This is a genomic window from Mycobacterium sp. 4858, assembly GCF_900240975.1.
GTDB lineage: Bacteria > Actinomycetota > Actinomycetes > Mycobacteriales > Mycobacteriaceae > Mycobacterium.
The window spans coordinates 2,857,151-2,878,709 of record NZ_LT968776.1 but is presented as its reverse complement, the minus strand read 5'-3'; the positions used below and the strand labels follow the sequence as shown (position 1 = coordinate 2,878,709).

At 69.4% G+C, this 21,559-nt stretch carries 22 protein-coding genes; 13 read left to right on the top strand and 9 right to left on the bottom strand.

The annotated features are described in order from the left end of the window. Nucleotides 1-7 precede the first annotated feature (7 nt). From ipdC to C1737_RS22110, 4 genes are all read left to right on the top strand, one after another. The gene (gene ipdC / locus C1737_RS22125; RefSeq protein WP_102419467.1) at nucleotides 8-1,081 is read left to right on the top strand and encodes a (3aS,4S,5R,7aS)-5-hydroxy-7a-methyl-1-oxo-octahydro-1H-indene-4-carboxyl-CoA dehydrogenase; all 1,074 of its coding nucleotides are present in this window, start codon (nucleotides 8-10) and stop codon (nucleotides 1,079-1,081) included. Nucleotides 1,082-1,135: 54 nt separating this feature from the next. Beyond that, entirely contained in the window at nucleotides 1,136-1,558 is a 423-nt protein-coding gene (locus tag C1737_RS22120; RefSeq protein ID WP_067922846.1) for a nitroreductase family deazaflavin-dependent oxidoreductase, read from the top strand. A 68-nt stretch (nucleotides 1,559-1,626) separates the two neighbouring features. Then, nucleotides 1,627-2,274 (top strand): SatD family protein, encoded by a 648-nt coding sequence (locus tag C1737_RS22115; RefSeq protein WP_067922849.1) that lies wholly within the window; start codon nucleotides 1,627-1,629, stop codon nucleotides 2,272-2,274. Continuing rightward, on the top strand, nucleotides 2,271-3,011 hold the full coding sequence (locus tag C1737_RS22110) for a hypothetical protein (protein WP_102419466.1): 741 nt from the start codon (nucleotides 2,271-2,273) through the stop codon (nucleotides 3,009-3,011). The genes C1737_RS22115 and C1737_RS22110 overlap by 4 nt, the downstream gene beginning before the upstream one ends. Before the next feature lie 99 nt (nucleotides 3,012-3,110). Here the strand turns inward: C1737_RS22110 and fadA6 are convergent, their stop codons facing one another. From fadA6 to ipdE1, 4 genes are read right to left on the bottom strand one after another with little or no spacing between them, the layout of a single operon-like run. Beyond that, entirely contained in the window at nucleotides 3,111-4,271 is a 1,161-nt protein-coding gene (gene fadA6 / locus C1737_RS22105) for a steroid 3-ketoacyl-CoA thiolase FadA6 (RefSeq protein WP_068091574.1), read from the bottom strand. A 2-nt stretch (nucleotides 4,272-4,273) separates the two neighbouring features. Then, nucleotides 4,274-4,876, bottom strand: a complete 603-nt coding sequence (kstR2, locus tag C1737_RS22100) for a TetR family transcriptional regulator KstR2 (protein WP_102419465.1) — start codon at nucleotides 4,874-4,876, stop codon at nucleotides 4,274-4,276. Between the two features lie 45 nt (nucleotides 4,877-4,921). Continuing rightward, nucleotides 4,922-5,710 carry a (5R,7aS)-5-hydroxy-7a-methyl-1-oxo-2,3,5,6,7,7a-hexahydro-1H-indene-carboxyl-CoA reductase gene (gene ipdF / locus C1737_RS22095; protein WP_102419464.1) on the bottom strand — a complete coding sequence of 263 codons (789 nt, stop codon included), beginning with the start codon at nucleotides 5,708-5,710 and terminating at the stop codon, nucleotides 4,922-4,924. 28 nt (nucleotides 5,711-5,738) lie between these two features. Then, nucleotides 5,739-6,899, bottom strand: coding sequence for an acyl-CoA dehydrogenase IpdE1 (gene ipdE1, locus C1737_RS22090; RefSeq protein WP_102419463.1), 1,161 nt, complete (start codon nucleotides 6,897-6,899; stop codon nucleotides 5,739-5,741). A gap of 84 nt (nucleotides 6,900-6,983) precedes the next feature. Between ipdE1 and fadD3 the strand changes: the two genes are divergently transcribed. Genes fadD3 through C1737_RS22065 form a run of 5 tightly spaced genes read left to right on the top strand, consistent with a single transcriptional unit; the run spans nucleotide 6,984 to nucleotide 12,790 of the window. Beyond that, complete coding sequence (gene fadD3 / locus C1737_RS22085; RefSeq protein ID WP_102419462.1) at nucleotides 6,984-8,543, top strand: 3-((3aS,4S,7aS)-7a-methyl-1,5-dioxo-octahydro-1H-inden-4-yl)propanoate--CoA ligase FadD3; 1,560 nt, start codon at nucleotides 6,984-6,986, stop codon at nucleotides 8,541-8,543. 1 nt (nucleotide 8,544) lies between these two features. After that, nucleotides 8,545-9,678, top strand: coding sequence for an acyl-CoA dehydrogenase family protein (locus C1737_RS22080; protein WP_102419461.1), 1,134 nt, complete (start codon nucleotides 8,545-8,547; stop codon nucleotides 9,676-9,678). Continuing rightward, nucleotides 9,675-10,637: an acyl-CoA dehydrogenase family protein gene (locus C1737_RS22075; RefSeq protein ID WP_199182912.1), complete on the top strand. Its 963-nt coding sequence runs from the start codon at nucleotides 9,675-9,677 to the stop codon at nucleotides 10,635-10,637. The genes C1737_RS22080 and C1737_RS22075 overlap by 4 nt, the downstream gene beginning before the upstream one ends. A 48-nt stretch (nucleotides 10,638-10,685) precedes the next feature. Next, the gene (locus C1737_RS22070) at nucleotides 10,686-11,636 is read left to right on the top strand and encodes an acyl-CoA dehydrogenase family protein (protein ID WP_102419460.1); all 951 of its coding nucleotides are present in this window, start codon (nucleotides 10,686-10,688) and stop codon (nucleotides 11,634-11,636) included. Then, entirely contained in the window at nucleotides 11,633-12,790 is a 1,158-nt protein-coding gene (locus C1737_RS22065) for a pyridoxal phosphate-dependent aminotransferase (RefSeq protein ID WP_102419459.1), read from the top strand. Before C1737_RS22070 ends, C1737_RS22065 begins: the two co-directional genes overlap by 4 nt. Here the strand turns inward: C1737_RS22065 and C1737_RS22060 are convergent. Next, nucleotides 12,787-13,617 carry an arylamine N-acetyltransferase gene (locus C1737_RS22060; RefSeq protein WP_102419458.1) on the bottom strand — a complete coding sequence of 277 codons (831 nt, stop codon included), beginning with the start codon at nucleotides 13,615-13,617 and terminating at the stop codon, nucleotides 12,787-12,789. The genes C1737_RS22065 and C1737_RS22060 overlap by 4 nt on opposite strands. Before the next feature lie 98 nt (nucleotides 13,618-13,715). On the opposite strand from C1737_RS22060, the gene C1737_RS22055 reads away from it, so the two are divergent. The 3 genes from C1737_RS22055 to C1737_RS22045 all read left to right on the top strand — a co-directional run bounded on the left by C1737_RS22055 (nucleotide 13,716) and on the right by C1737_RS22045 (nucleotide 18,168). Further along, complete coding sequence (locus C1737_RS22055) at nucleotides 13,716-14,321, top strand: DsbA family protein (RefSeq protein WP_102419457.1); 606 nt, start codon at nucleotides 13,716-13,718, stop codon at nucleotides 14,319-14,321. 150 nt (nucleotides 14,322-14,471) lie between these two features. After that, nucleotides 14,472-17,618: a serine/threonine-protein kinase gene (locus tag C1737_RS22050; RefSeq protein ID WP_102419456.1), complete on the top strand. Its 3,147-nt coding sequence runs from the start codon at nucleotides 14,472-14,474 to the stop codon at nucleotides 17,616-17,618. Nucleotides 17,619-17,643: 25 nt separating this feature from the next. Then, entirely contained in the window at nucleotides 17,644-18,168 is a 525-nt protein-coding gene (locus C1737_RS22045) for a nitroreductase/quinone reductase family protein (protein ID WP_233214807.1), read from the top strand. On the opposite strand, the gene C1737_RS22040 is transcribed toward C1737_RS22045, so the two are convergent. Beyond that, nucleotides 18,113-18,535, bottom strand: a complete 423-nt coding sequence (locus C1737_RS22040) for a hypothetical protein (RefSeq protein WP_142393481.1) — start codon at nucleotides 18,533-18,535, stop codon at nucleotides 18,113-18,115. The genes C1737_RS22045 and C1737_RS22040 overlap by 56 nt on opposite strands. 192 nt (nucleotides 18,536-18,727) lie before the next feature. Here C1737_RS22040 and C1737_RS22035 point away from each other — a divergent pair, with 192 nt between their 5' ends. Next, nucleotides 18,728-19,174 carry a hypothetical protein gene (locus tag C1737_RS22035; RefSeq protein ID WP_233214806.1) on the top strand — a complete coding sequence of 149 codons (447 nt, stop codon included), beginning with the start codon at nucleotides 18,728-18,730 and terminating at the stop codon, nucleotides 19,172-19,174. A 5-nt stretch (nucleotides 19,175-19,179) separates the two neighbouring features. Here C1737_RS22035 and hsaB read toward each other — a convergent pair whose 3' ends face one another. From hsaB to hsaD, 3 genes are read right to left on the bottom strand one after another with little or no spacing between them, the layout of a single operon-like run. Then, nucleotides 19,180-19,743: a 3-hydroxy-9,10-secoandrosta-1,3,5(10)-triene-9,17-dione monooxygenase reductase subunit gene (gene hsaB, locus C1737_RS22030; protein WP_067925559.1), complete on the bottom strand. Its 564-nt coding sequence runs from the start codon at nucleotides 19,741-19,743 to the stop codon at nucleotides 19,180-19,182. A 2-nt stretch (nucleotides 19,744-19,745) separates the two neighbouring features. Beyond that, on the bottom strand, nucleotides 19,746-20,648 hold the full coding sequence (hsaC, locus tag C1737_RS22025; protein WP_067925557.1) for an iron-dependent extradiol dioxygenase HsaC: 903 nt from the start codon (nucleotides 20,646-20,648) through the stop codon (nucleotides 19,746-19,748). Further along, the gene (gene hsaD, locus C1737_RS22020; protein WP_068098055.1) at nucleotides 20,648-21,523 is read right to left on the bottom strand and encodes a 4,5:9,10-diseco-3-hydroxy-5,9,17-trioxoandrosta-1(10),2-diene-4-oate hydrolase; all 876 of its coding nucleotides are present in this window, start codon (nucleotides 21,521-21,523) and stop codon (nucleotides 20,648-20,650) included. The genes hsaC and hsaD overlap by 1 nt, the downstream gene beginning before the upstream one ends. Nucleotides 21,524-21,559: the final 36 nt, after the last annotated feature.

Sequence of the window (21,559 nt, the reverse complement as noted above, 5' to 3'; positions counted from 1 at the left end):
GGTGGGTATGAAGTTGCGCACGCCGCTGACCGAACTGGTCGGTGTCGAGCACCCGGTGGTGCAAACCGGGATGGGCTGGGTGGCCGGCGCCCGGCTGGTGTCCGCGACGGCAAACGCGGGCGGGCTGGGCATCCTGGCATCGGCCACCATGACACTGGACGAGTTGGCGACGGCGATCGGCAAGGTCAAGGCCGCCACCGACAAGCCGTTCGGCGTGAACATCCGCGCCGACGCCGCCGACGCCGGCGACCGCGTCGACCTGATGATCCGCGAGGGCGTCAAGGTGGCGTCGTTCGCGCTGGCACCCAAGCAGGAGCTCATCGCCCGGCTGAAAGAGGCCGGCGCCGTGGTGATTCCGTCGATCGGTGCGGCCAAGCACGCGCGCAAGGTCGCGGCCTGGGGCGCCGACGCGATGATCGTGCAGGGCGGCGAGGGGGGCGGACACACCGGACCCGTCGCCACCACGCTGCTGCTGCCGTCGGTGCTGGACGCCGTGCAGGGCACCGGAATCCCGGTGATCGCCGCCGGGGGATTCTTCGACGGGCGCGGACTGGCGGCCGCGCTGAGCTACGGCGCCGCGGGCGTGGCGATGGGCACCCGCTTCCTGCTGACCTCCGATTCGACGGTGCCCGACGCCGTCAAGCGGCGCTACCTGGATGCGGCCTTGGACGGCACGGTGGTCACCACCCGCGTGGACGGCATGCCGCACCGCGTCCTGCGCACCGGACTGGTCGAGAGGCTGGAAAGCGGTTCGCCGGTAAGGGGTCTCACCGCCGCCGTTCGCAATGCCGCGAAGTTCAAGCACATGTCGCAGATGACGTGGCGATCGATGATCAGCGACGGCCTGGCCATGCGCCACGGCAAGGAGCTGACCTGGTCACAGGTGGTGATGGCGGCCAACACGCCGATGCTGCTGAAGGCCGGGCTGGTCGAGGGCAACACCGAGGCCGGCGTGCTGGCCTCGGGCCAGGTGGCCGGCATCCTCGAGGACCTGCCGTCGTGCTCCGAACTGATCGACTCGATAGTGCGGGACGCGATCAAGCATCTACAGGCGGCGTCGGCGCTCGTCGAAGAACGATAAGCCGGCGACCAAAGACCCTGGCATCGGGTCGGTGCGCCGCGTCACCCTGGACGAATGATCACACTGGAACCGGCAACCTGGCCCACTCCGTTTTTGAACGCGATTCGCACTTCCAACAAATACCTGCTCAACCCGCTGATGCTGCGGCTGGCCGGCCGCAAGAACTGGTATGCGGCCGCGATCGAGCACACCGGACGGCGGTCGGGCAAGGTGTACTCCACACCGGTCGTCGCCGAGCGAATCGACGACGGTTTCGTCATACCGCTGCCCTACGGCACCGACGTCGACTGGTTGCAGAACATTCGTGCCGCGGGGCGAGCGACCATCTCCTCACACGGCGAGAAGTACGAGGTGGTCCACCCCGAGATCATCGACGCGGCCGAGGCCCTGCCTCTGCTTTCGGCCTCCCGCCGACGCACGTTTGAACGGGTCGGCATCGAGGCTTACGTCAGGGTCAAGGACCAGCCGACGAGCTGAGCAGCGTCTCGATCCGTCTCAATTTAGTTCCATACTAAATAATGAACAAATGAAGCTATAATCTTCATATGGCTAGAATGAAGGCATCGCCTTCAATTCGCGCGACGTTGATCGGCGATGTCGTGGGGTCCCGCCGCGCCCGCGACCGCGCCGCCCTCCATCGACACGTCGCCGCAGCGCTCGGCCGAGTGGCGGCCGACGCGATCGACCCGCCGTCGTTCACCGTCGGGGACGAGTTTCAGGGCAGCTTTCCCACCCTCGGTGGTGCCATCGATGCAGCGTTGACCGTGCGCCTGCTACTCGCGCCCGACATCGACGTCCGATTCGGGCTGGGATGGGGCGCGGTGACCGTTCTCGATGCCGATGCGGGAATCCAGGACGGGCCGGGGTGGTGGACCGCCCGGGAGGCCATCCAGCAGACTGCGGCGGCCCAGCGGCAGCCTGGCTTCACGCTGGTGCGCACGACATTTCGGGCGGACAGCGAGACACGCACCGACGTCGCGGCGGTCAACGCGGCGCTGATTTGTCGGGACCATCTGCTTGGATCACTCGACGAGAGATCGTTGCGGATTGTGAGGGGGCTGATGACCGGGCGGACCAAGAGGGAGCTCGCCGACGCCGAGGGCATCAGCCCGTCGGCGGTGTCGCAGCGCGCGAGCCGCGACGGTTTGGATCTGATTGTCGTTGCCAGCCAATACCTTCGGAGCCTGCAGTGAGCGCCATCGCCGTCCTGCTTACGGCGCTCGGCATCGCCGACCTGTGTCGCAGGGCGGTCCGCGCGGCATGGGTGCCGCTGGTCGTCGGACCGGTCGTGGTGGCGGCGGTCGCGGCGCTGGGCGCGCTGTGGCGTGCCGGTGACATCCCGCTACTCATCCTGGCGGCCGCCTCCGTCGTGGCATGGGAATGGCTGTGCGCGCGCAGTGAACGCACCGGCGGCCACCAAGCCGCGCCGCTGGCGGTGTTCGCCGCGACTCTGGCGCTGCTGACGTTGATGTCCGGATGGTCGTCGTCGGTCAACGGTGCCATCGCGCGGTGGGTGGGCTGGGTGCACTTGGCACTCGGCCATGTCACCCCCAACCGGCTGCTCATGATCGTCGGCGTGGTGCTGGTGCAGTTCGCGACCGCGAACCAGCTGGTCCGCCTGGTGCTCGGCTCGGTCGGAGCGGTACGCCCGGCGGGCGAGCCGCAACCGTCGGACCGACTCAAGGGTGGCCGGCTGCTGGGACCGCTGGAACGCCTGCTGATCCTGAGCCTGGGCGTCGGCGGGCAGGTGGCCGCGGCCAGCGCCGTCGTCGCCGCCAAGGGCATCATCCGCTTCCCCGAGTTGACCGCCCAGAAGGGCCGCGACGGCCAGGTCGGCATCGACGAGGTGACCGAGTACTTCCTGGTCGGCAGCTTCACCAGTTGGGCGTTGGCTCTCGGCGGGATCGGCCTGGCGCTGGCCGCCCGGTAAGTTCCCGCGATGAAGGTGCCCTGCCGATAGCGGAGCAGGTCGCTGCTCACCCGGACGATTGTCCAGCCCAAGTCGGCCAACGCGAAAGCGCGAAAGCCGTTACAGCCGTTCGATGATGGTGACGTTCGCGGTGCCGCCGCCCTCGCACATCGTCTGCAAGCCGTAGCGGCCGCCGATGCGTTCGAGTTCGTTGAGCATCGTGGTGAAGAGCTTGGCGCCGGTGGCACCCAGCGGATGGCCGAGGGCGATCGCACCCCCGTTCGGGTTGACCTTCTCCGGATCGGCCTTCGTCTCCTTGAGCCAGGCCATGACCACCGGTGCGAACGCCTCGTTGATCTCGACGGTGTCGATGTCGTCGATCGACAGACCGGTCTTGTCGAAGGCGTGCCGGGTGGCGGGGATGGGCCCGGTCAACATGAACACCGGGTCGGCGGCCCTGGCGCTGATGTGGTGGATGCGCGCCCGCGGGGTCAGCTTGTGATCCTTGACCGCCTGCTCGGAAGCCAGCAGCACCGCGCTGGCACCGTCGGAGATCTGGCTGGCCATCGCCGCCGTCAGCCGACCGCCTTCGACGAGTGTCTTGAGGCCGGCCATCTTCTCCAGCGACGACTCGCGGGGCCCCTCGTCGACCCGGAACGGCCCGGATTCCGTTTCCACGGTGATGATTTCGTTGTCGAAGTGACCGGCGCGAATCGCGGCGAACGCGCGCTCGTGGCTGGTCAGCGAAAACTGCTCCATCTCTTCACGGGACAGGTTCCACTTCTCGGCGATCATCTCCGCGCCGCGGAACTGAGAGATCTCCTGGTCGCCGTACCGGTGCAGCCACTGCTTGGATTCGTTGGTCGGCGAGGTGAACCCGAACTGCTCGCCCACGGTCATCGCCGACGAGATCGGGATCTGGCTCATGTTCTGCACGCCACCGGCCACGATGAGGTCGGCAGTTCCCGACATGATCGCCTGGGCGCCAAAGGAAATCGCCTGCTGGCTGGAACCGCACTGGCGGTCCACGGTGACGCCGGGGACCTCTTCGGGATAGCCCGCGGCCAGCCACGACAGCCGCGCGATGTTGCCCGCCTGCGCGCCGATGGCGTCGACGCAGCCGGCGATCACGTCGTCGACGGCAGCGGGGTCGACGTCAACCCGGTCGAGCAGTCCGCGCCAACCCAGGGCACCGAGGTCCACGGGATGTACACCGGCCAGCGACCCGTTGCGCTTGCCCACCGCAGTGCGCACAGCGTCGATGACGTACGCCTCAGCCATTTTCAAACTCCTTCTTTGGTAATCCCACCGAGAACGATGGCGAGGTATTGCTGTCCCACCTGTTGGGCGCTGAGGGGGCCGCCGGGCTGATACCAGCGCACCGACACCCAGGTGGTGTCACGAATGAAACGGTAGACGAGGTCGACGTTGAGGTCGGGCTGGAAGTAACCCTCGTCGATGCCCTGGTTGATCACCTCGACCCACATCTTGCGTTGCTGGCGGTTCATGTCCTCGATGTAGGAGAACCGGGGCTGCGACAACAACCGCTGGGCTTCGTCCTGGTAGATGACCACCTGCGCGTGCCGATGCTCGATCGCCTCGAACGACGCCATGAACAGCCCCTTGAGCCGCTCCAGCGGGTTGGCCTCGCTGTCCACGATTTCGCGGTAGCGGGCGAACAACCACTCCAGGAAACTGCGCAGCAACTCGTCGACCATCTCCTCCTTGGAGGAGAAATGATGGTAGAGGCTGCCGGACAGGATGCCCGCGCTGTCGGCGATGTCGCGCACGGTCGTTGCGCGCAGGCCGCGCTCGGCGAACATGGTCGCGGCGAGTTCCAACAACTCGTCGCGGCGGCTGTTCGCCTGACCGGCCACTCGCTCCACCCGATCAGAGTATCAACCAAGCGCTTGCTTGGCTAGCTGGTCCGATCAGGGATGCTGGCTGGACACCGAGATGACCTCGCCGGTCAGATAGCTGGAATAGTCGCTGGCCAGAAACGCAATGGTGGCGGCCACCTCCCAGGGCTCGGCGGCCCGCCCGAACGCTTCACCGGCCGACAACCGGTCGAGCAGGTCCGCCGACGTCGTCTTGTCCAGGAACTTGTGGCGGGCGATGCTCGGGGACACCGCGTTGATCCGAACCCCGTAGTCGACGGCTTCGATTGCGCTGCAACGGGTTAACGCCATCACCCCGGCTTTGGCGGCCGCGTAGTGCGACTGTGAGTGCTGCGCCCGCCAGCCCAGCACGCTGGCGTTGTTGACGATCACGCCGCCATGGTCGGCGTCGCGGAAGTAGGCCAACGCCGCCCGGGTGGCCCGGAACACCGACGACAGGGTCACGTCCAGGACGCGGTCCCACTCGTCGTCGGTCATGTCGACCACCGGCGTCTGCCCGCCGAGCCCGGCGTTGTTGACCAACACGTCGAGCCGGCCCATCCGTGCCGTGGTCGAGGCGATCAGCGCGTCCACCTGCGCGGTGGACGTCACGTCGCACAGCACGCTCTCGACCCGGCCCAGTCCCAGCCCGGACAGCTCGTCGGCGGTCTCCCCCAGCCGCCGTTCGTGGTGATCGGACACCACCACGTCGGCGCCCTCGACCAGGGCCCGTCGCGCCGTCGCCGAGCCGATGCCGGTGCCCGCCGCCGCGGTCACGACAACCACCTTGCCCTGCAGAAGCCCATGCCCGGCAACCTCTTTCGGAGCTTCGGACAGGCTCATGCTTCCTCCTCAGTCTTCGCGCAAGCGCTCATCCCTTTACCTCCCGGGGCAGGCCGAGCACCCGCTCGGCGATGATGTTGCGCTGGATCTCGTTGGACCCGCCGTAGATGGTGTCGGCACGGGTGAACAGGAACAACCGCTGCCACTCGTCGAATTCGCCGTCCGAGAGGGTCATCCCGGGCTTGCCGACGACGTCCATCGCCAGCTCGCCCAGCGAGCGATGCCAGTTGGCCCACAACAACTTCGACACGTTATCTTTCCCGGCGGCCCGGCCGCCTCCTTCGACGTCCATGGTGGCCAGCGCGTAGGACCGCATCGCGCGCAGCCCGGTCCACGCCCGGGCCAGCCGCGCCCGGATGAAGGGATCGTCGGCGGCGCCGTTGCGCCGCGCGAGGCCGGCGAGGTTGGAAAGCTCACGGGCGTAGCGGATCTGCTGCCCGAGCGTCGAGACGCCGCGCTCGAAGGTCAGCGTGCCCATCGCCACGCGCCAACCGTCGCCGGGCTGTCCGACCACCAGGCCGGCCTCGGTGCGCGCGTCGTCGAAGAAGACCTCGTTGAATTCCGAGTCACCGGTCAGCTGGACGATGGGGCGGACCTCCACCCCCGGCTGATCAAGCGGCACCAGCAGGTAGGACAACCCGGCATGCCGCTTGGAGCCCTTCTCGGTCCGGGCCACCACAAAGCACCACTGCGCCCAGTGCGCCAACGACGTCCACACCTTCTGGCCGTTGATCACCCACTCGTCGCCGTCGAGCTCGGCGGTGGTGGACACGTTGGCCAGATCGCTGCCGGCGCCCGGCTCGGAGTAGCCCTGACACCACAGCTCGGTGACATCGAGGATCTTGGGCAGGAACCGCTGCTGCTGCTCGGGGGTGCCGAAGGCGATCAGCGTCGGGCCGAGCAGCTCCTCGCCGAAGTGGTTGACCTTGTCCGGGGCATCGGCGCGGGCGTACTCCTCGTAGAACGCGACGCGGTGCGCGGTGGACAGCCCCCGGCCCCCGTGTTCCACCGGCCAGCCCAGACAGGTCAGTCCGGCCTTGGCGAGATGCTGATTCCATGCCCGGCGCTCCTCGAACGCCTCGTGCTCGCGCCCGGGCCCGCCAAGACCCTTCAGGGCCGCGAATTCGCCGACCAGATTGTCGGCGAGCCACTGGCGGACCTCCGCCCGGAACTCCTCGACGTCCTGCATGCCCTGTAGGCTAACCTACCAAGCACTTGCTTTGTTAGGCCGTCGGTAACTGCGCACCGCGGACCGAACCTAGAGGAGCATTCGATGACCAGGGCCCACGCCTATAGGGCAGGGGACGATCCCCGCACCGTGCCCGCGGCGCTGGACCGTTTGGCGAGTCAGCTCCCCGGCCACGACGCCCTGATCACCGCCGAGCGGACCTTCACATCGGTCGAGCTGCGCGATGAGGTGCACCGGGCGGCGGCCGCGCTCATCAGCCTCGGTGTGGCAGCGGGGGACCGCGTGGCCATCTGGTCGCCGAACACCTGGCACTGGGTGGTCGCCTGCCTGGCGATTCACCACGCCGGCGCGGCCATGGTGCCGCTGAACACCCGCTACACCGCCGAGGAAGCCGGCGACATCCTCGCCCGCACCGCTGCGCCCGTGCTGTTCGGGATGGGCCGCTTCCTGGGGAACGACCGTCTCGCCGACCTGGATCGCCAGGCCCTGCCGGCGCTGCGGCACATCGTCAGAATCCCGATCGACGCCGATGACGGGACGTGGGACGACTTCATCGCGCGGGGCACCGACCTCGGTGCGGTGGCCGAGCGCGCCGCCACCGTCACCCCCGACGACGTCAGCGACATCCTGTTCACCTCCGGCACCACCGGCCGCAGCAAAGGCGTGCTCTGCGCGCATCGGCAGTCGCTGTCGGCCTCGGCGTCGTGGGCCGCCAACGGCAAGATCACCAGCGACGACCGGTACCTGTGCATCAACCCGTTCTTCCACAACTTCGGCTACAAGGCCGGCATCCTGGCCTGCCTGCAGACCGGCGCCACGCTGATCCCGCACCTGACGTTCGACCCGCTGCGCGCGCTGCAGGCGATCGAGCGGCACCGCATCACCGTGTTGCCCGGGCCGCCCACCATCTATCAGACGCTGCTGGACCATCCGCAGCGCACGGACTACGACCTGAGCTCGCTGCGGTTTGCGGTGACGGGGGCCGCCACCGTGCCCGTCGTATTGGTCGAACGCATGCAGTCCGAGCTCGACATCGACATCGTGCTGACCGCCTACGGGCTGACGGAGGCGAACGGCATGGGCACCATGTGCCGCGCCGACGATGACGCGGTCACCGTCGCGACCACCTGCGGGCGCCCGTTCGCCGATTTCGAATTGCGCATCGCCGCAAGCACTCCCGGCGAGGCCGGTGAGGTGTTGCTGCGCGGACCGAACGTGATGCTGGGTTACCTCGACGACCCGGAGGCGACGGCGGCGGCCATCGACGCGGACGGCTGGCTGCACACCGGGGACATCGGCGCGGTCGACGCGGCCGGCAACCTGCGCATCACCGACCGGCTCAAGGACATGTACATCTGCGGCGGGTTCAACGTCTACCCCGCCGAGGTCGAGCAGGTGCTGGCCCGGATGGAGGGGGTGGCCGACGCGGCGGTGATCGGCGTTCCCGACGAGCGGCTCGGCGAGGTCGGCCGGGCATTCGTGGTGGCCCGGCCCGGTGCCGACCTCGACGAGCAATCCGTGATCGCTTACACCCGTGAACATCTGGCGAACTTCAAGGCCCCGCGATCGGTGCGGTTCGTCGACGCGTTGCCGCGCAATCCGGGCGGCAAGGTGGTCAAACCACAACTGCGAGAGTGGACCTGACGTGGATCTGGAACTGGACGAAGACACCCTGGCGTTGCAGGCCGAGGTGCGGGACTTCTTGTCGGCGAACGCCGATGCGATCCCGACGAAGTCCTACGACAACGCCGAAGGCTTTGCCCAGCACCGGCATTGGGACCGGGTGCTGTTCGACGCCGGACTGTCGGTCATCACGTGGCCCAAGAAGTACGGCGGCCGCGACGCGCCGCTGCTGCACTGGGTGGTGTTCGAGGAGGAATACTTCCGCGCGGGCGCCCCGGGCCGGGCCAGCGCGAACGGCACCTCGATGCTCGCCCCGACGCTCTTCGCGCACGGCACCGAAGAGCAGCTGGACCGCATCCTGCCGAAAATGGCCAGCGGGGAACAGATCTGGGCGCAAGCCTGGTCGGAGCCCGAATCCGGCAGCGACCTGGCCTCGCTGCGGTCGACCGCAACCAAGACCGACGGAGGCTGGCTGCTCAACGGGCAGAAGATCTGGAGCTCCCGCGCACCGTTCGCCGAAATGGGTTTCGGATTGTTCCGGTCGGACCCCCAAGCCCAGCGGCACCACGGCCTGACGTACTTCATGTTCGACCTGAAGGCCAAGGGCGTCACCGTGCGACCCATCGTCCAGCTCGGCGGCGACACCGGCTTCGGCGAGATCTTCCTCGACGACGTCTTCGTCCCCGACCACGACGTGATCGGCACGCCGAACGAGGGCTGGCGGGCGGCGATGAGCACGTCGAGCAACGAGCGCGGCATGTCGTTGCGCAGCCCGGCCCGCTTCCTCGCGGCGGCCGAACGATTGGTGCAACTGTGGAAGGACCGCGGCTCCCCCGCAGCGTTCGCCGACCGGGTGGCCGACGCGTGGATCAAGGCCCAGGCCTACCGCCTGCAGACGTTCGAGACCGTGACCAGGCTGGCGGCCGGCGGTGAACTCGGCGCCGAATCGTCGGTGACCAAGGTGTTCTGGTCGGACCTCGACGTGGCGATACATCAGACCGCGCTGGACATCCTCGGCGCGGACGGCGAGCTGGCCGGCCAGTGGACCGACGGGCTGCTCTTCGCGCTGGGCGGCCCGATCTATGCCGGCACCAACGAAATCCAGCGCAACATCATCTCCGAACGGCTGTTGGGCCTGCCCCGAGAGAAGAAGTGACCGTGGAATTCCAACTGGACGAACAGCAGCGCGACTTCGCGGCCAGCATCGACGCCGCGCTCGGCGCGGCCGGCCTGCCCGGCGCGATCCGCGCGTGGGCCGCGGGCGACACCGCGCCCGGCCGCAAGGTGTGGGGGCAGCTGGCCGACCTCGGCGTCACCGCCCTGGCGGTGCCCGAGAAGTTCGATGGCATCGGGGCACACCCGGTCGACCTGGTGGTGGCGCTCGAACGCCTCGGACGCTGGTGCGTGCCAGGGCCGGTGACCGAATCCATCGCCGTGGCACCGGTTCTGCTGGCGGACGATGAGCGCTGCGCGGGCTTGGCTTCCGGCGAGCTCATCGCCACCGTCGCAATGCCGCCGCAGGTTCCGCGCGCCGTCGACGCCGACGCGGCCGGGTTGGTGCTGTTGGCCACCGACGACGGCGTGAGCGAGGCGGCCCCGGGTGAAGAGCACGAGTCCGTCGACCCCAGCCGGCCGCTCTACGACGTGACCGCAACCGGGGCCAGTTGGCAGGCGGACGTCAAGCGCGCCTACGAGTTCGGCGCGCTGGCCACCGCCGCGCAGCTGGTCGGCGCGGCCGAGGCGCTGCTGCGCGACACCGTCGACTATGCCAAGCAGCGGTCACAATTCGGCCGGGTGATCGGTTCCTATCAGGCGATCAAGCACAAGCTCGCCGACGTGCACACGGCGATCGAGCTGGCCCGGCCGCTGCTGTACGGCGCGGCCCTGGCTCTGGCCGACCACCCCGACCAGAGCGCTCGGGATGTCAGCGCGGCCAAGGCCGCCGCTTCCGAGGCGGGCCTGCTGGCGGCCCGCTCGGCGCTGCAGACCCACGGCGCCATCGGGTTCACCCAGGAGCATGATCTGTCCCTGTGGTTGCTGCGGGTGCAGGCGTTGCGTTCGGCCTGGGGTACCCCCGAGGCGCATCGGCGGCGAGTGCTGGAGGCCCTGTCATGACTCGCGCCGCGACGATGCAGAACGTAGCGATGGGGAGGAGCGGCGCTCATGACTGAAGAACGGGAGATGCTGCGGGAGACCGTCGCGGCCCTGGTGGCCAAGCACGCCAACCCGGGGGCGGTCCGCGCGGCGATGGAGTCCGAGTGCGGTTACGACCAGTCGCTGTGGCAGCTGCTGTGCGAACAGGTCGGCGCCGCCGCGCTGGTGATCCCCGAGGAGCTGGGCGGCGCGGGCGGCGAACTGGCCGACGCCGCAACGGTTTTGCAGGAGCTGGGCCGGGCGCTGGTGCCCTCCCCCCTGCTGGGCACCACGCTGGCGGAGCTGGCCCTGCTGGCCGCGCCCGAGCCCGACGCCGAGACGCTGGGCGGCCTCGCCGAAGGCACCTCGATCGGGGCGCTGGTGCTCGACGCCGACTACGTGGTCAACGGCGGCATCGCCGACGTCGTGGTCGCCGCGGACGACGGCCGGTTGAGCAGGTGGACGCGATTCAGCGCGGAGCCCGTCGTCACGATGGATCCGACCCGCCGGCTCGCGCGGGTGCGGCCGGAGCAGGCCGATCCGATCGGCGCCGACCCCGGCATCGCCGACACCGCGGCCATCCTGCTCGCCGCCGAGCAGATCGGCGCGGCCGAACGCTGCCTCGAGCTCACCGTCGAATACGCCAAGAACCGGGTGCAATTCGGGCGGCCGATCGGCAGCTTCCAGGCGCTCAAGCACCGGATGGCCGATCTGTACGTCATGATCGCCGCGGCGAAGGCCGTCGTTGCCGACGCGTGCAACGACCCCACGCCGACCAACGCGGCCACCGCGCGCCTGGCCGCGACCGAGGCGCTGTGCGCGGCGGCCGCCGAAGGCATCCAACTGCACGGCGGGATCGCGATCACCTGGGAGCACGACATGCAGCTGTACTTCAAACGCGCCCACGGCAGCGCGCACCTGCTCGACACCCCGCGCGAAGTGCTCGCACGACTGGAAGCCGAGGTGCTCGAAACGTCGTGAACGACCACGTCGCACAGCGCGCCGCCATCCCACCGTTCTATGTGATGGACGTGTGGCTGGCGGCCGCCGAGCGTCAGCGCAGCCACGGCGACCTGGTGAACCTGTCAGCCGGCCAGCCCAGCGTGGGAGCGCCGGAGCCGGTGCGCGCGGCCGCGGCCGCGGCCCTGCACCTCAACGAGCTGGGCTACAGCGTGACACTCGGCATCCCCGAGCTGCGCGCGGCGATAGCCGCGGATTACCAACGCCAGCACGGGCTGGTCGTCGAGCCCGACGACGTGGTGGTCACCACGGGTTCCTCCGGTGGATTCCTGCTCGCCTTTCTGGCGTGCTTCGACGCGGGTGATCGGGTCGCGCTGGCCAGTCCCGGCTACCCGTGTTATCGAAACATCCTGTCCGCGTTGGGATGTGAGGTGGTCGAGATCCCATGCGGACCCCAGACCCGCTTCCAGCCCACCGTGGCGATGCTCGCCGAACTCGACCCGCCCGTGCAGGGCGTGATCGTCGCCAGCCCCGCCAACCCCACCGGAACGGTCATCGCGCCGTCCGAACTGGCCGCCATCGCGTCGTGGTGCGAGACGTCCGGGGTGCGGCTGATCAGCGACGAGGTCTACCACGGCCTGGTCTACGAGGGCGCGCCGCCGACCAGCTGCGCCTGGCAGACCTCGCGAGACGCCGTGGTGGTCAACAGCTTTTCGAAGTATTACGCGATGACGGGTTGGCGGCTCGGCTGGATGCTGGTGCCGTCGCCGCTACTGCGCGCAGTCGACCGCCTGACCGGCAACTTCACCATCTGCCCGCCGGTGCTGTCGCAGATCGCCGGGGTGGCGGCCTTCACCCCGGAGGCGACCGCCGAGGCCGACGGCAACCTGCACCACTACGCGACCAACCGCGCGCTGTTGCTGGACGGGCTGCGTCGAATCGGCATCGACCGGCTGGCCCCCACCGACGGCGCGTTCTACGTTTACGCCGACGTGTCCGACCACACCGACGACTCGATGGCGTTCTGCTCGAAACTGTTGAAGGACACCGGCGTTGCCATCGCGCCGGGCATCGATTTCGATATCGCGCACGGCAATTCCTTCGTCCGATTCTCGTTCGCCGGGCCGACGGGCGACATCGAAGAGGCGCTGCGGCGAATCGGCGCCTGGCTCTAAGCGTCCAGGAGCTTGTCCAGGCATGCCTCGAGCGCGCCACGGTCGGCGGCGTCGGACACGTTGATGCCGAACCGGTCCCTGAGGGTGTCGACCACCCCCGCAGCGTCGTCGAGGCGGATCTTCTCGGTGCCGTCGGCGCGGTGGATGGCCAGGTTCCGGCCGGCCAGGTTCAGTCGGGCGTCGTCGGTGACGCGCGCCGCCGTCAGTCCGGTCACGAAGTGCGACGAGGGGTGCGTCGAGACGAACCAGCTGCCCACTTGCAGATCGACGTCGGGCGCCGTCCGGGTGCTGAACTCGTAGAGCGGCTGCCACTCCCCGCGGACCTGGGCCTGCAACACCAGGCCGTCGCCGCGGTCCTCCAGCCGGTACGGCTCGTGCGTCGTCCGCTGCACGCTGCCGGTCTCGATGCGCAGCGCCGAGGGCGGTGTCATCCCGCCGAAGCCCACGTCGACGAGGTAAGCACCGTGGGAGCCGGGGAACGTCACGGCCAGCACGGTGTGGGTCTGCGGCGGTGACGGTGAGTCGGGCGGCCGCATCCACACCACACGGCCGGCCAGGCGCCGCACCCGGAAGCCGATCTCGGCCAGCACGTAGCCCATCAAGCCGTTCTGCTCGTAGCAATAGCCGCCGCGGCCCCGCTGAACCAGTTTGCCGGCCAGGGCGGCCGGGCTCAGGTCGTCGACCGGCACCCCCAGCACCGGATCGAGATTCTCGAAGGGAATCGCTTTGGTGTGCGCGCCGACCAAAGCCTGCAGGACCTCGAGCGTGGGCGCCGCGGCGCCGCCATAGCCGATGCGGTTGAAGTACTCGCCCAGGTTCAGCGTCATAGACACCATTCTGCTGGCAACCCCATCAGGGGGCGTGGGACGGCCCGTAGCGGGTATGCCACCCGTCAGCCCAACCCTCGGCGCGAAGGAGGAACCCCGTGGCCGACGTCGACCTCTACCTCGATCCGGTCTGTCCGTTCTCCTGGGTGACGGCGCGCTGGCTGCGCGACGCCGCTCGGTCCACGCAGACGCCGGTCGTCCTGCGGCAGATGAGCCTGGCGGTGCTCAACGAAGGCCAGGACACCGACGACACCAAACAGCAACGCATGATGGAGCGCTCGACGCGGCTGGGACGCCTGTTCGCCGCGGCCGTGAACGAGCGTGGGCCCGACGCGTTCGAGGGCCTCTACGACTCGATAGGCCGGCGCATCCATGTGCGCGGGGACCAACTCGACGCGGACGCGATCCGCGAAGCACTCGCCGAGAGCGGCCTCGAGGAACGCCTCGCCGAAGCGCTCGACGACAGCGGCCTCGACGAAGCGGTGCGGCGGGCGCACCGGGCCAGCCAGGATGCCCTGGGCGACGAGGCGGGCAGCCCGATCATCGCGGTCGGCGGCCGCGCCTTCTCCGGGCCGGTACTGACCCGGGCGCCGAACGGGCACGACGGTGTCCGACTGCTCGAGGCGGTGCTCACCATGGCCGGCGTTCCCGAATTCGCCGCGCTGCAACGGCCGCACCAGGGTCCCCCGACCATCGACCGCTGAGTCAGGCGGCCCGCCGCCGCCGGCTAACTGTTCCGGGGCCCGGTCACGGCCTGGGCGACCAAGGTTGCCGAAAGACACACCGGCGAGGTGGTGAGCGCTTAACCTTGAGCTCGCCCATCACATGATTCGCGGAGGGTCGAGCGCCAGCAAATGCCTGAAGAGCCCCGTTCCGACAATGTCGCACCGGTACCGAGCGGCATCGCCGCGGAGCTGGCGGCCGCGGGGTTCGAGGATGCGCGCCAGGTGGCCCGGGGCGGGGCGGGGGTCATCTACTGCTGCTACGAGACCGCGCTCGGGCGAAGCGTTGCGGTGAAGGTGCTGCCGTCGCACATCGACGACGACAGCAGGGAACGGTTCCTGCGCGAGGGCTACGCGATGGGCGGCCTCTCCGGGCATCCGAACATCGTCAACATCCTGCGGGTCGGCGTCACCGGGAGCGGCAAGCCCTACATCGTGATGCCGTATCACTCTGCGGATTCGCTGGCGGTGCGGCTGCGCCGCGAAGGGCCGGTGCCCTGGCCCGAGGCATTGCACATCGGTGTAAAGCTTTGCGGCGCACTGGAAACCGCGCACCGGGCCGGGACCTTGCACCGCGACATCAAGCCGGCCAACATCCTGGTCAACGATTACGGCGAGCCGCAGCTCAGCGATTTCGGGATCGCCCACATCGAAGGCGGGTACGAGACGGCGACCGGGTTCTTCTCCGGCACCATCGATTTCACCGCCCCGGAGGTGATGACGGGCAACCCGGCGACGGTTGCCTCCGACATGTACTCCCTGGGCGCCACGCTCTACGCGCTGATCGCGGGCAACGCCGCGCACGAGCGCAAGAAGGGCGAGGACTTGATTGCGCAGTATCTGCGGATCAGCACCACCGGGATCCCGGACATGCGTCCCGACGGCATTCCCGACGCGGTGTGCTCGGCGATCGAGAGGGCGATGTCGATCGACCCCGCCGAGCGGCCCGCCTCGGCTGAGGAGTTCGGCCGCGAGCTGCAGGCCGCCCAGCGCCGCAACGGACTGAAACCCGACGCGATGGCCATCACCGGCCGCCCCTCGGCCGTGGCGGATCTCCCGCACGCCGCGCCGGTGCCACCCGGCATTCACGGCGAGGCGGCGCGGCCGCCCGCCCCCAACACGTCGAGCATGGCCGCACCCCCGGCGGCGCCCGCGGGGCACGACGACCCGACCTCCGCCATCAGCGCCCCAGTCGACCACGCGCTGGAGACCGCGCCTTTTCCGCAATCCGGACCCGCCGAGCTGTCCGAGGCTGCCAGCCTGCTGCGCGGCGGGCACGGGTCGGCGACGCAACCGAAACTGCAGCCACCCAAGGCCGTGCCGTCGGGTCGAGGCGGCGGCGTCCAGGGGCCGCCGCGCAGCCCCGGGGCCCGCCTGGCCGGGTGGTTCGCGGAACCGGGCAAGCAGCGAAACCGCATCGCGTTGGCGGCCGGCGCTCTCGCCGCCGTCTTGCTGGTGGTGGCCGCCGGCGTCTATTTCGCGCTTCCGAACGACAACAACGCCGGCCCGAAGGGCGCTTCCGGACAGCCGACCGCGCAGCCGCCCATGGAGTGGAAGCCGATCACCAACGCGCGCATTTCGCGCGACGCGGCGGCCACCACCCAGGCCGACGGCACGATCTGGATCTTCGGCGGGATCCGCAGCGACGGCGGGCTTACCGGGCTGCAGGAGGGGTACGACCCCGTCATCGACAGCTGGAAGGTCGGCGACGACCTGCCGGTGCCCGTTTCACACGCGATGGCGGTCACCTGGCAGGGCAACCCCGTCGTGCTCGGCGGCTGGAAGTCCGCGGGCGGCAAGAACGTGCCGAGTGACCAGGTCTGGCGGATCATCAACAGCCGCTGGGTCGAGCTTCCGCACCTGCTGCAACCCCGGGCGGCCGCGGCGGCGGCCGTGGTCGGCGACCGCCTGGTGGTCACCGGCGGTGTCGACGCGAGCGGCGCGCTGCTGAACACCACCGAGGTGTTCGACGGCAACACCTGGACCCTGGGCGCGCCCATCCCGACCCCGCGTCAACTGCTGGCGGGGGCCTCGGACGGGAAGCTGATGTACACCGTGGGCGGCACCAACGGCACCGCGGACCTGGCGGCGGTCGAGGCATACGACCCGGCCGCCAAGACCTGGACCGCGTTGCCCGCGCTGAGCCAGGCGCGCAGCGATTTCGGCGTGGCGATCGTCGACGGGCGTCTGGTCGCGGCGGGCGGCGTATCGGCGGGGCAGCTCCTCAAGAGCGTCGCCGCCTTCGACCTGATGACGAAGACGTGGTCGGGTCTGCCCGACATGACCACCGCCCGGCACGGCATGGCCGTCGACGCCGTGGAGAAGTCCGTCTACGCGATCGGCGGGTCGACCGCCGTCGGCGACGGCCAGCTCACCTCGTCGGCGGAAGCGCTGAAACTGCCGGGCCGCCGGATCCAGCCGGCGTCGCAGTGGCGCTCGCTGCCCGACGCACCGACGCCCCGGCTGATGATGGCCTGGGCCGTCCAGGGCGACAAGATCTGGATCGTGGGCGGCCTGCGCAACGGCGCGGTGCTGCAGACCGTCGAGAGCTACGACCCGCGCACCGGCGCCTGGCAGCCCGGGCCGCCGCTGCCCATCCCGCTGCATCACGCGACCGCGGCGACCTATCGCGGCGAAGTCGTGGTGCTCGGCGGCGCGAGCGATCAGCTCGCCGACGCATCCAACAAGGTGTTCGCGCTGCGCGGCGGCAGTTGGGTCGAACTGCCGCATCTCACCCACGCGCGCGCCGCCCCCGCCGCGGCGGTGGTGGGTGACAAGCTCGTCGCGGTCGGCGGCCAGAACGCCAAGCAACTCGTTCCGCAGACGGAGGTCTTCGACGGCAGCTCGTGGAAGGACGCCGCCGACATGCCCACGCCGCGCGAGCACCTGGCGGCGGTGTCGGACGGCACCTACGTGTACGCGATCGGCGGGCGGTTCCTCTCCGCCGACAAGAACTCCGCGGCCAATGAGCGGTTCGACCCGCAATCGGGCACCTGGACCAAGCTGGTGGGCATGCCGACCCCGCGCGGCAGCTACGGCGCGACCTACATCGACGGCCGCATCGTGGTGGCCGGCGGCGAGGAACCGACGATGGTGCTCAACGTCGTGGAGATGTACGACATCGCCGACGGGAAGTGGAGCGCCCTGCCCCCGATGCCCACCGCGCGCCATGCCGAGGTGGTTGCGACGGTCGGGAACACCGTCTACTGCATCGGCGGTGCGAACCGGCCGACCCACGAGGGCCCGATCGCGACGGTCGAGGCGCTCGACTTCATGTAGCGACGACGGCCATGAGCGCTCGACGGTGAATGGGTTCGTCGACTGGCTGTACGGCGCCAAGCGGTGGATGTATCGCGGTGGCAGGCCGGGCTTTTCGGCCAGAGTGATGAATCGGCTGTCCGCGCTGCAGTATTCGGCCGGTGTCCTGTCCCCGGCGCGGGCGATGACCCTCGAGGTGCTTGGTCGGCGGTCCGGCCGGGTGATCTGTGTCCCCGTGGTCGTCGTCGACTACGACGGCGCGCGCTACCTGGTTTCGATGCTCGGCAACGAGGTGAACTGGGTGCGCAATGTCCGCGCCGCCGACGGGCGGGCCGTCCTGCGGCGTGGGCACCCCGAACCGGTGCGCCTGCTCGAGGTCGCCACCGCGGACCGCGCGCCCGTCTTGCGCCGCTATGTCGCGGTTGCCCCGGGCGCGCGCCCCCACATCCCGCTGGGCCGCGACGCCCCCTTGTCGGAGTTCGACGCGATCGCCGGACGCTACCCGGTGTTCCGGATCACCCCCGACGATCCGTCTCGTCCGAAAGGGCACGGGCACGCCGGTAGGTGCTGAGGAACAGCACCGCCAGCACCAACTGGACGACCAGGACCGGCGCCATATAGGCGAAGCGCACGAGGCCACTGCTCACCGCGTACCCGCCCGCGGCCGCGAGGCCCACCAGCACCGGGCACACGGTGAGCAGCAGTACCCCGCGCCGCTCGACGGGTGCGCGGCCGGCCCACACCAGCAGCGCCGTCCAGCCGGCCATCAAGGCCGCGCACAGCGCGGCGGCGTAGCGGTAATCGGGGGTTGGGGCGAACCCGTGCAGACCCAGCATCGCGGCGGCCACGCGCGGCGCCAGCAGCGGCACCACCATCGCGGCGTCCACCGCGGCGCCTGCCCAGTAGGCGAGGCGCAACATGCCAGTGCCATCCGCCATCGACCTCACCTGCCAGGAGCCCTCGAATTCTGCGGTCTCAGGATTTCGACGCCCGCCGCGACCGGATAGGGGCCAAGGTCACCTGTCGGGCCGTCGATCCCGCGCCCGTTGTTTTACCTGCGCCAGATAGGGGGATCCCACATCGAGCCGGCGCCCAGCGCCGGGTGGAAACCGATCTGATGGGAGCCCGGAATGAACAGCAGCGCTATCTGGATCGTGGTCGCGGCCGCGGCGGTCCTGTTGATTCTTGTGGCCCTCGTCGCGGTCAGCAGTATGCGGCGCCGCCGCCGCCAGCGGCAGGCCGAACAGATCCGCGAACAAGCCAAGGTGGCCCAGGCCCAGGTCGAGCGGCGTGAGGCGCTTGCGCAGGAGACGGCCGCCAAGGCTCGCGCCGCGCAGGCCGAGGCGGAGGTCAAGGCGGCCGAAGCCGCCCGGCTGCAGGAGCGGGCGGCCCAGCACCAAGGCGAGGTCGCGGCGTCGCGCGAGCAGCTGCAGGAGCAGTTCAAACGCGCCGATGAACTGCACCCGGAGGCCGCCGCGAAGCCGGCGGGTGAGCACGACGATCCCCACGCGGTGCCGTCCCCGGAGTTGCACGAGCCGACGACCGAGGCGGTGCGGCACGAGACCTACCGTGGCTGATTGAGCTAGAGCCAGGTGTCCTGGGTGGTGGCGGTGAGGAACGCCTCCAGGTCGTCGCGCCACTGCGCGGGCGTGGTCTTATCCGGTTCTATCCCGGTGTATTCGCCGCGATAGAACAGCAGCGGCCGCGGCTTGATCTTGGGTGCCTCCGACAGCGATTGCACCGCGCCGAACACCACGAAGTGATCGCCGCCGTCGTGCACGGACGCCACCGTGCAGTCGATGTGGGCCAGCGACCCGTCGATGATCGGCGAGCCGAGTTCGGAAGGGTGCCAGTCGATCCCGGCGAACTTGTCGGGTTCCTTCGATCCGAACCTGGCCGACACGTCCTTCTGCTTCTCCCTCAGCACGTTGACGCAGAACCGGCCCGTTGCCTCGATGGCCTGCCAGGACCGCGACACCTTGGTGGGGCAGAACAGCACCAGCGGCGGGTCCAGCGACAGCGCCGCGAACGACTGGCAGGCGAAGCCGACCGGAACGTCGTCGTGCACCGTGGTGATGATTGTGATGCCGGTGCAGAACTGGCCCAGCACCTGCCGGAAGGCCCGCGGATCGATCGGCGCAGACATGACTATCCGCGGGCGCCGACCGTGAAGTCGTGGCCCCACAAACTCACGGCGGTGCTTTCCCGCGCGACCCAGTCGTCGTCCTCGACTTGCCTTCCCTCGCACCCGAATTCGACGTCGAATCCGCCGGGCGTCTTCATGTAGAACGACAGCATCAGGTCGTTGACGTGCCGGCCCAGCGTGGCCGACATGGGCACCTTGCGGCGCAACGCCCGGTCCAGGCACAGCCCCACGTCGTCGGCTTCCTCGACCTCCATCATCAGGTGCACGATCCCGCTCGGGGTCGGCAGCGGCAGGAAGGCCAGGCTGTGGTGGCGCGGGTTGCAGCCGAAGAACCGCAGCCACGCGGGCGCCCCGTCCGCGGGCCGGCCCACCACCTGCGGCGGCATCCGCATCGAGTCGCGCAGCTTGAAGCCGAGCACGTCCCGGTAGAAGTGCAACGCCTCGTCGTCGTCGCGGGTGGACAACACCACGTGGCCCAGACCCTGCTCGCCGGTGACGAACCTGTGCCCGTAGGGGCTGACCACGCGGCGGTGCTCCAGCGCGACGCCGTGGAACACCTCCAGGCAGTTGCCCGACGGGTCGGAGAACCGGATCATCTCGGCGACCCGGCGATCCGCCAGCTCGGCCGCGGTGGCCTCCTTGTACGGCACGCCCTCGACGTCGAGCCGGTTCCGGATCTCTTGCAGGCCTTCGGCATTGGCACACTCCCAGCCCGCCTCCAGCAGGTGGTCGCGCTCGCCGGGCACGATCACCAGCCGGGCCGGGAAGTCGTCCATGCGCAGGTACAGCGCACCTTCGGTGTTGCCCTTGCCCTCGACCATGCCGAGCACCTTCAGGCCGAATTCACGCCAGGCCGCCATGTCGGTGGCCTCGATGCGGAGATAACCCAGCGAACGGATGCTCATCACGCGCCTCCAAGGAAATCAACGGTCAACTTGTTGAACTCGTCGAACTTCTCCACCTGCGCCCAATGCCCACACTGCCCGAAAACGTGGAGCTGCGCACGCGGAATGGTCTTCAGCGCGACCAGCGCGCCGTCGAGCGGGTTGACCCGGTCCTCCCGACCCCAGATCAACAGCACGGGCTGGCGCAGCCGGTGCACCTCGCGCCACATCATGCCGAGCTCGAAATCGGCCCCCGCGAACGACATTCCCATCGCCCGGGTCGCGGTCAGCGATTCCGGCGTGCTGGCCAGCGCGAACCGCTCGTCGATCAGCTCCGGCGTGATCAGCTTCTGGTCGTAGACCATGACCCGCAGGAAGGCCTCGAGGTTTTCCCTCGTCGGTTCGGCCGAGAACTTCCCCAGCCGCTTGACGCCCTCGGTCGGATCGGGGGCGAACAGGTTGATGCTCAAACCGCCGGGCCCCATCAGCACCAGCCGGCCGGCCCGGTCCGGGTAGTCGAGGGCGAACCGGACCGCGGTGCCCCCGCCCAGCGAATTGCCCACCAGCGGAACGCGTCCCAGGTCGAGCTGGTCGAAGAGGCCCTTGAGCGCGCGCGCCGCGTAGTGGTTGAACTGGCCGTGCTCGGCGCGCTTGTCGGAAAGCCCGTAGCCGGGTTGATCGACGGCCAGCACATGGAACCGTTGTGCCAGCACTCCGATGTTGCGCGAGAAGTTGGTCCAGCTCGCCGCGCCGGGACCGCCGCCGTGCAGCAGCACCACCGTCTGGTCGTTGCCGACCCCGGCCTCGTGGTAGTGCAGCTTCAGCGGTCCGTCGACATCGACTTCGGCGAAGCGCGAGGTCGACTCGAACGTCAACTCCCCCGTTGTTGCCGTCATTCAGCGCCGCTCCTCTCCCCCGCAAGCGGGAGGTGC

Excerpts from the sequence above, each read along its gene's own strand:
- ipdC (WP_102419467.1), top strand. The coding sequence starts at position 8 with ATGAAGTTGCGCACGCCGCTGACCGAACTGGTCGGTGTCGAGCACCCG.
- C1737_RS22120 (WP_067922846.1), top strand. The coding sequence starts at position 1,136 with ATGATCACACTGGAACCGGCAACCTGGCCCACTCCGTTTTTGAACGCG.
- C1737_RS22115 (WP_067922849.1), top strand. The coding sequence starts at position 1,627 with ATGGCTAGAATGAAGGCATCGCCTTCAATTCGCGCGACGTTGATCGGC.
- fadA6 (WP_068091574.1), bottom strand. The coding sequence starts at position 4,271 with ATGGCTGAGGCGTACGTCATCGACGCTGTGCGCACTGCGGTGGGCAAG.
- ipdF (WP_102419464.1), bottom strand. The coding sequence starts at position 5,710 with ATGAGCCTGTCCGAAGCTCCGAAAGAGGTTGCCGGGCATGGGCTTCTG.
- ipdE1 (WP_102419463.1), bottom strand. The coding sequence starts at position 6,899 with ATGCAGGACGTCGAGGAGTTCCGGGCGGAGGTCCGCCAGTGGCTCGCC.
- fadD3 (WP_102419462.1), top strand. The coding sequence starts at position 6,984 with ATGACCAGGGCCCACGCCTATAGGGCAGGGGACGATCCCCGCACCGTG.
- C1737_RS22070 (WP_102419460.1), top strand. The coding sequence starts at position 10,686 with ATGACTGAAGAACGGGAGATGCTGCGGGAGACCGTCGCGGCCCTGGTG.
- C1737_RS22060 (WP_102419458.1), bottom strand. The coding sequence starts at position 13,617 with ATGACGCTGAACCTGGGCGAGTACTTCAACCGCATCGGCTATGGCGGC.
- C1737_RS22050 (WP_102419456.1), top strand. The coding sequence starts at position 14,472 with ATGCCTGAAGAGCCCCGTTCCGACAATGTCGCACCGGTACCGAGCGGC.
- C1737_RS22040 (WP_142393481.1), bottom strand. The coding sequence starts at position 18,535 with ATGGCGGATGGCACTGGCATGTTGCGCCTCGCCTACTGGGCAGGCGCC.
- C1737_RS22035 (WP_233214806.1), top strand. The coding sequence starts at position 18,728 with ATGAACAGCAGCGCTATCTGGATCGTGGTCGCGGCCGCGGCGGTCCTG.
- hsaB (WP_067925559.1), bottom strand. The coding sequence starts at position 19,743 with ATGTCTGCGCCGATCGATCCGCGGGCCTTCCGGCAGGTGCTGGGCCAG.
- hsaC (WP_067925557.1), bottom strand. The coding sequence starts at position 20,648 with ATGAGCATCCGTTCGCTGGGTTATCTCCGCATCGAGGCCACCGACATG.
- hsaD (WP_068098055.1), bottom strand. The coding sequence starts at position 21,523 with ATGACGGCAACAACGGGGGAGTTGACGTTCGAGTCGACCTCGCGCTTC.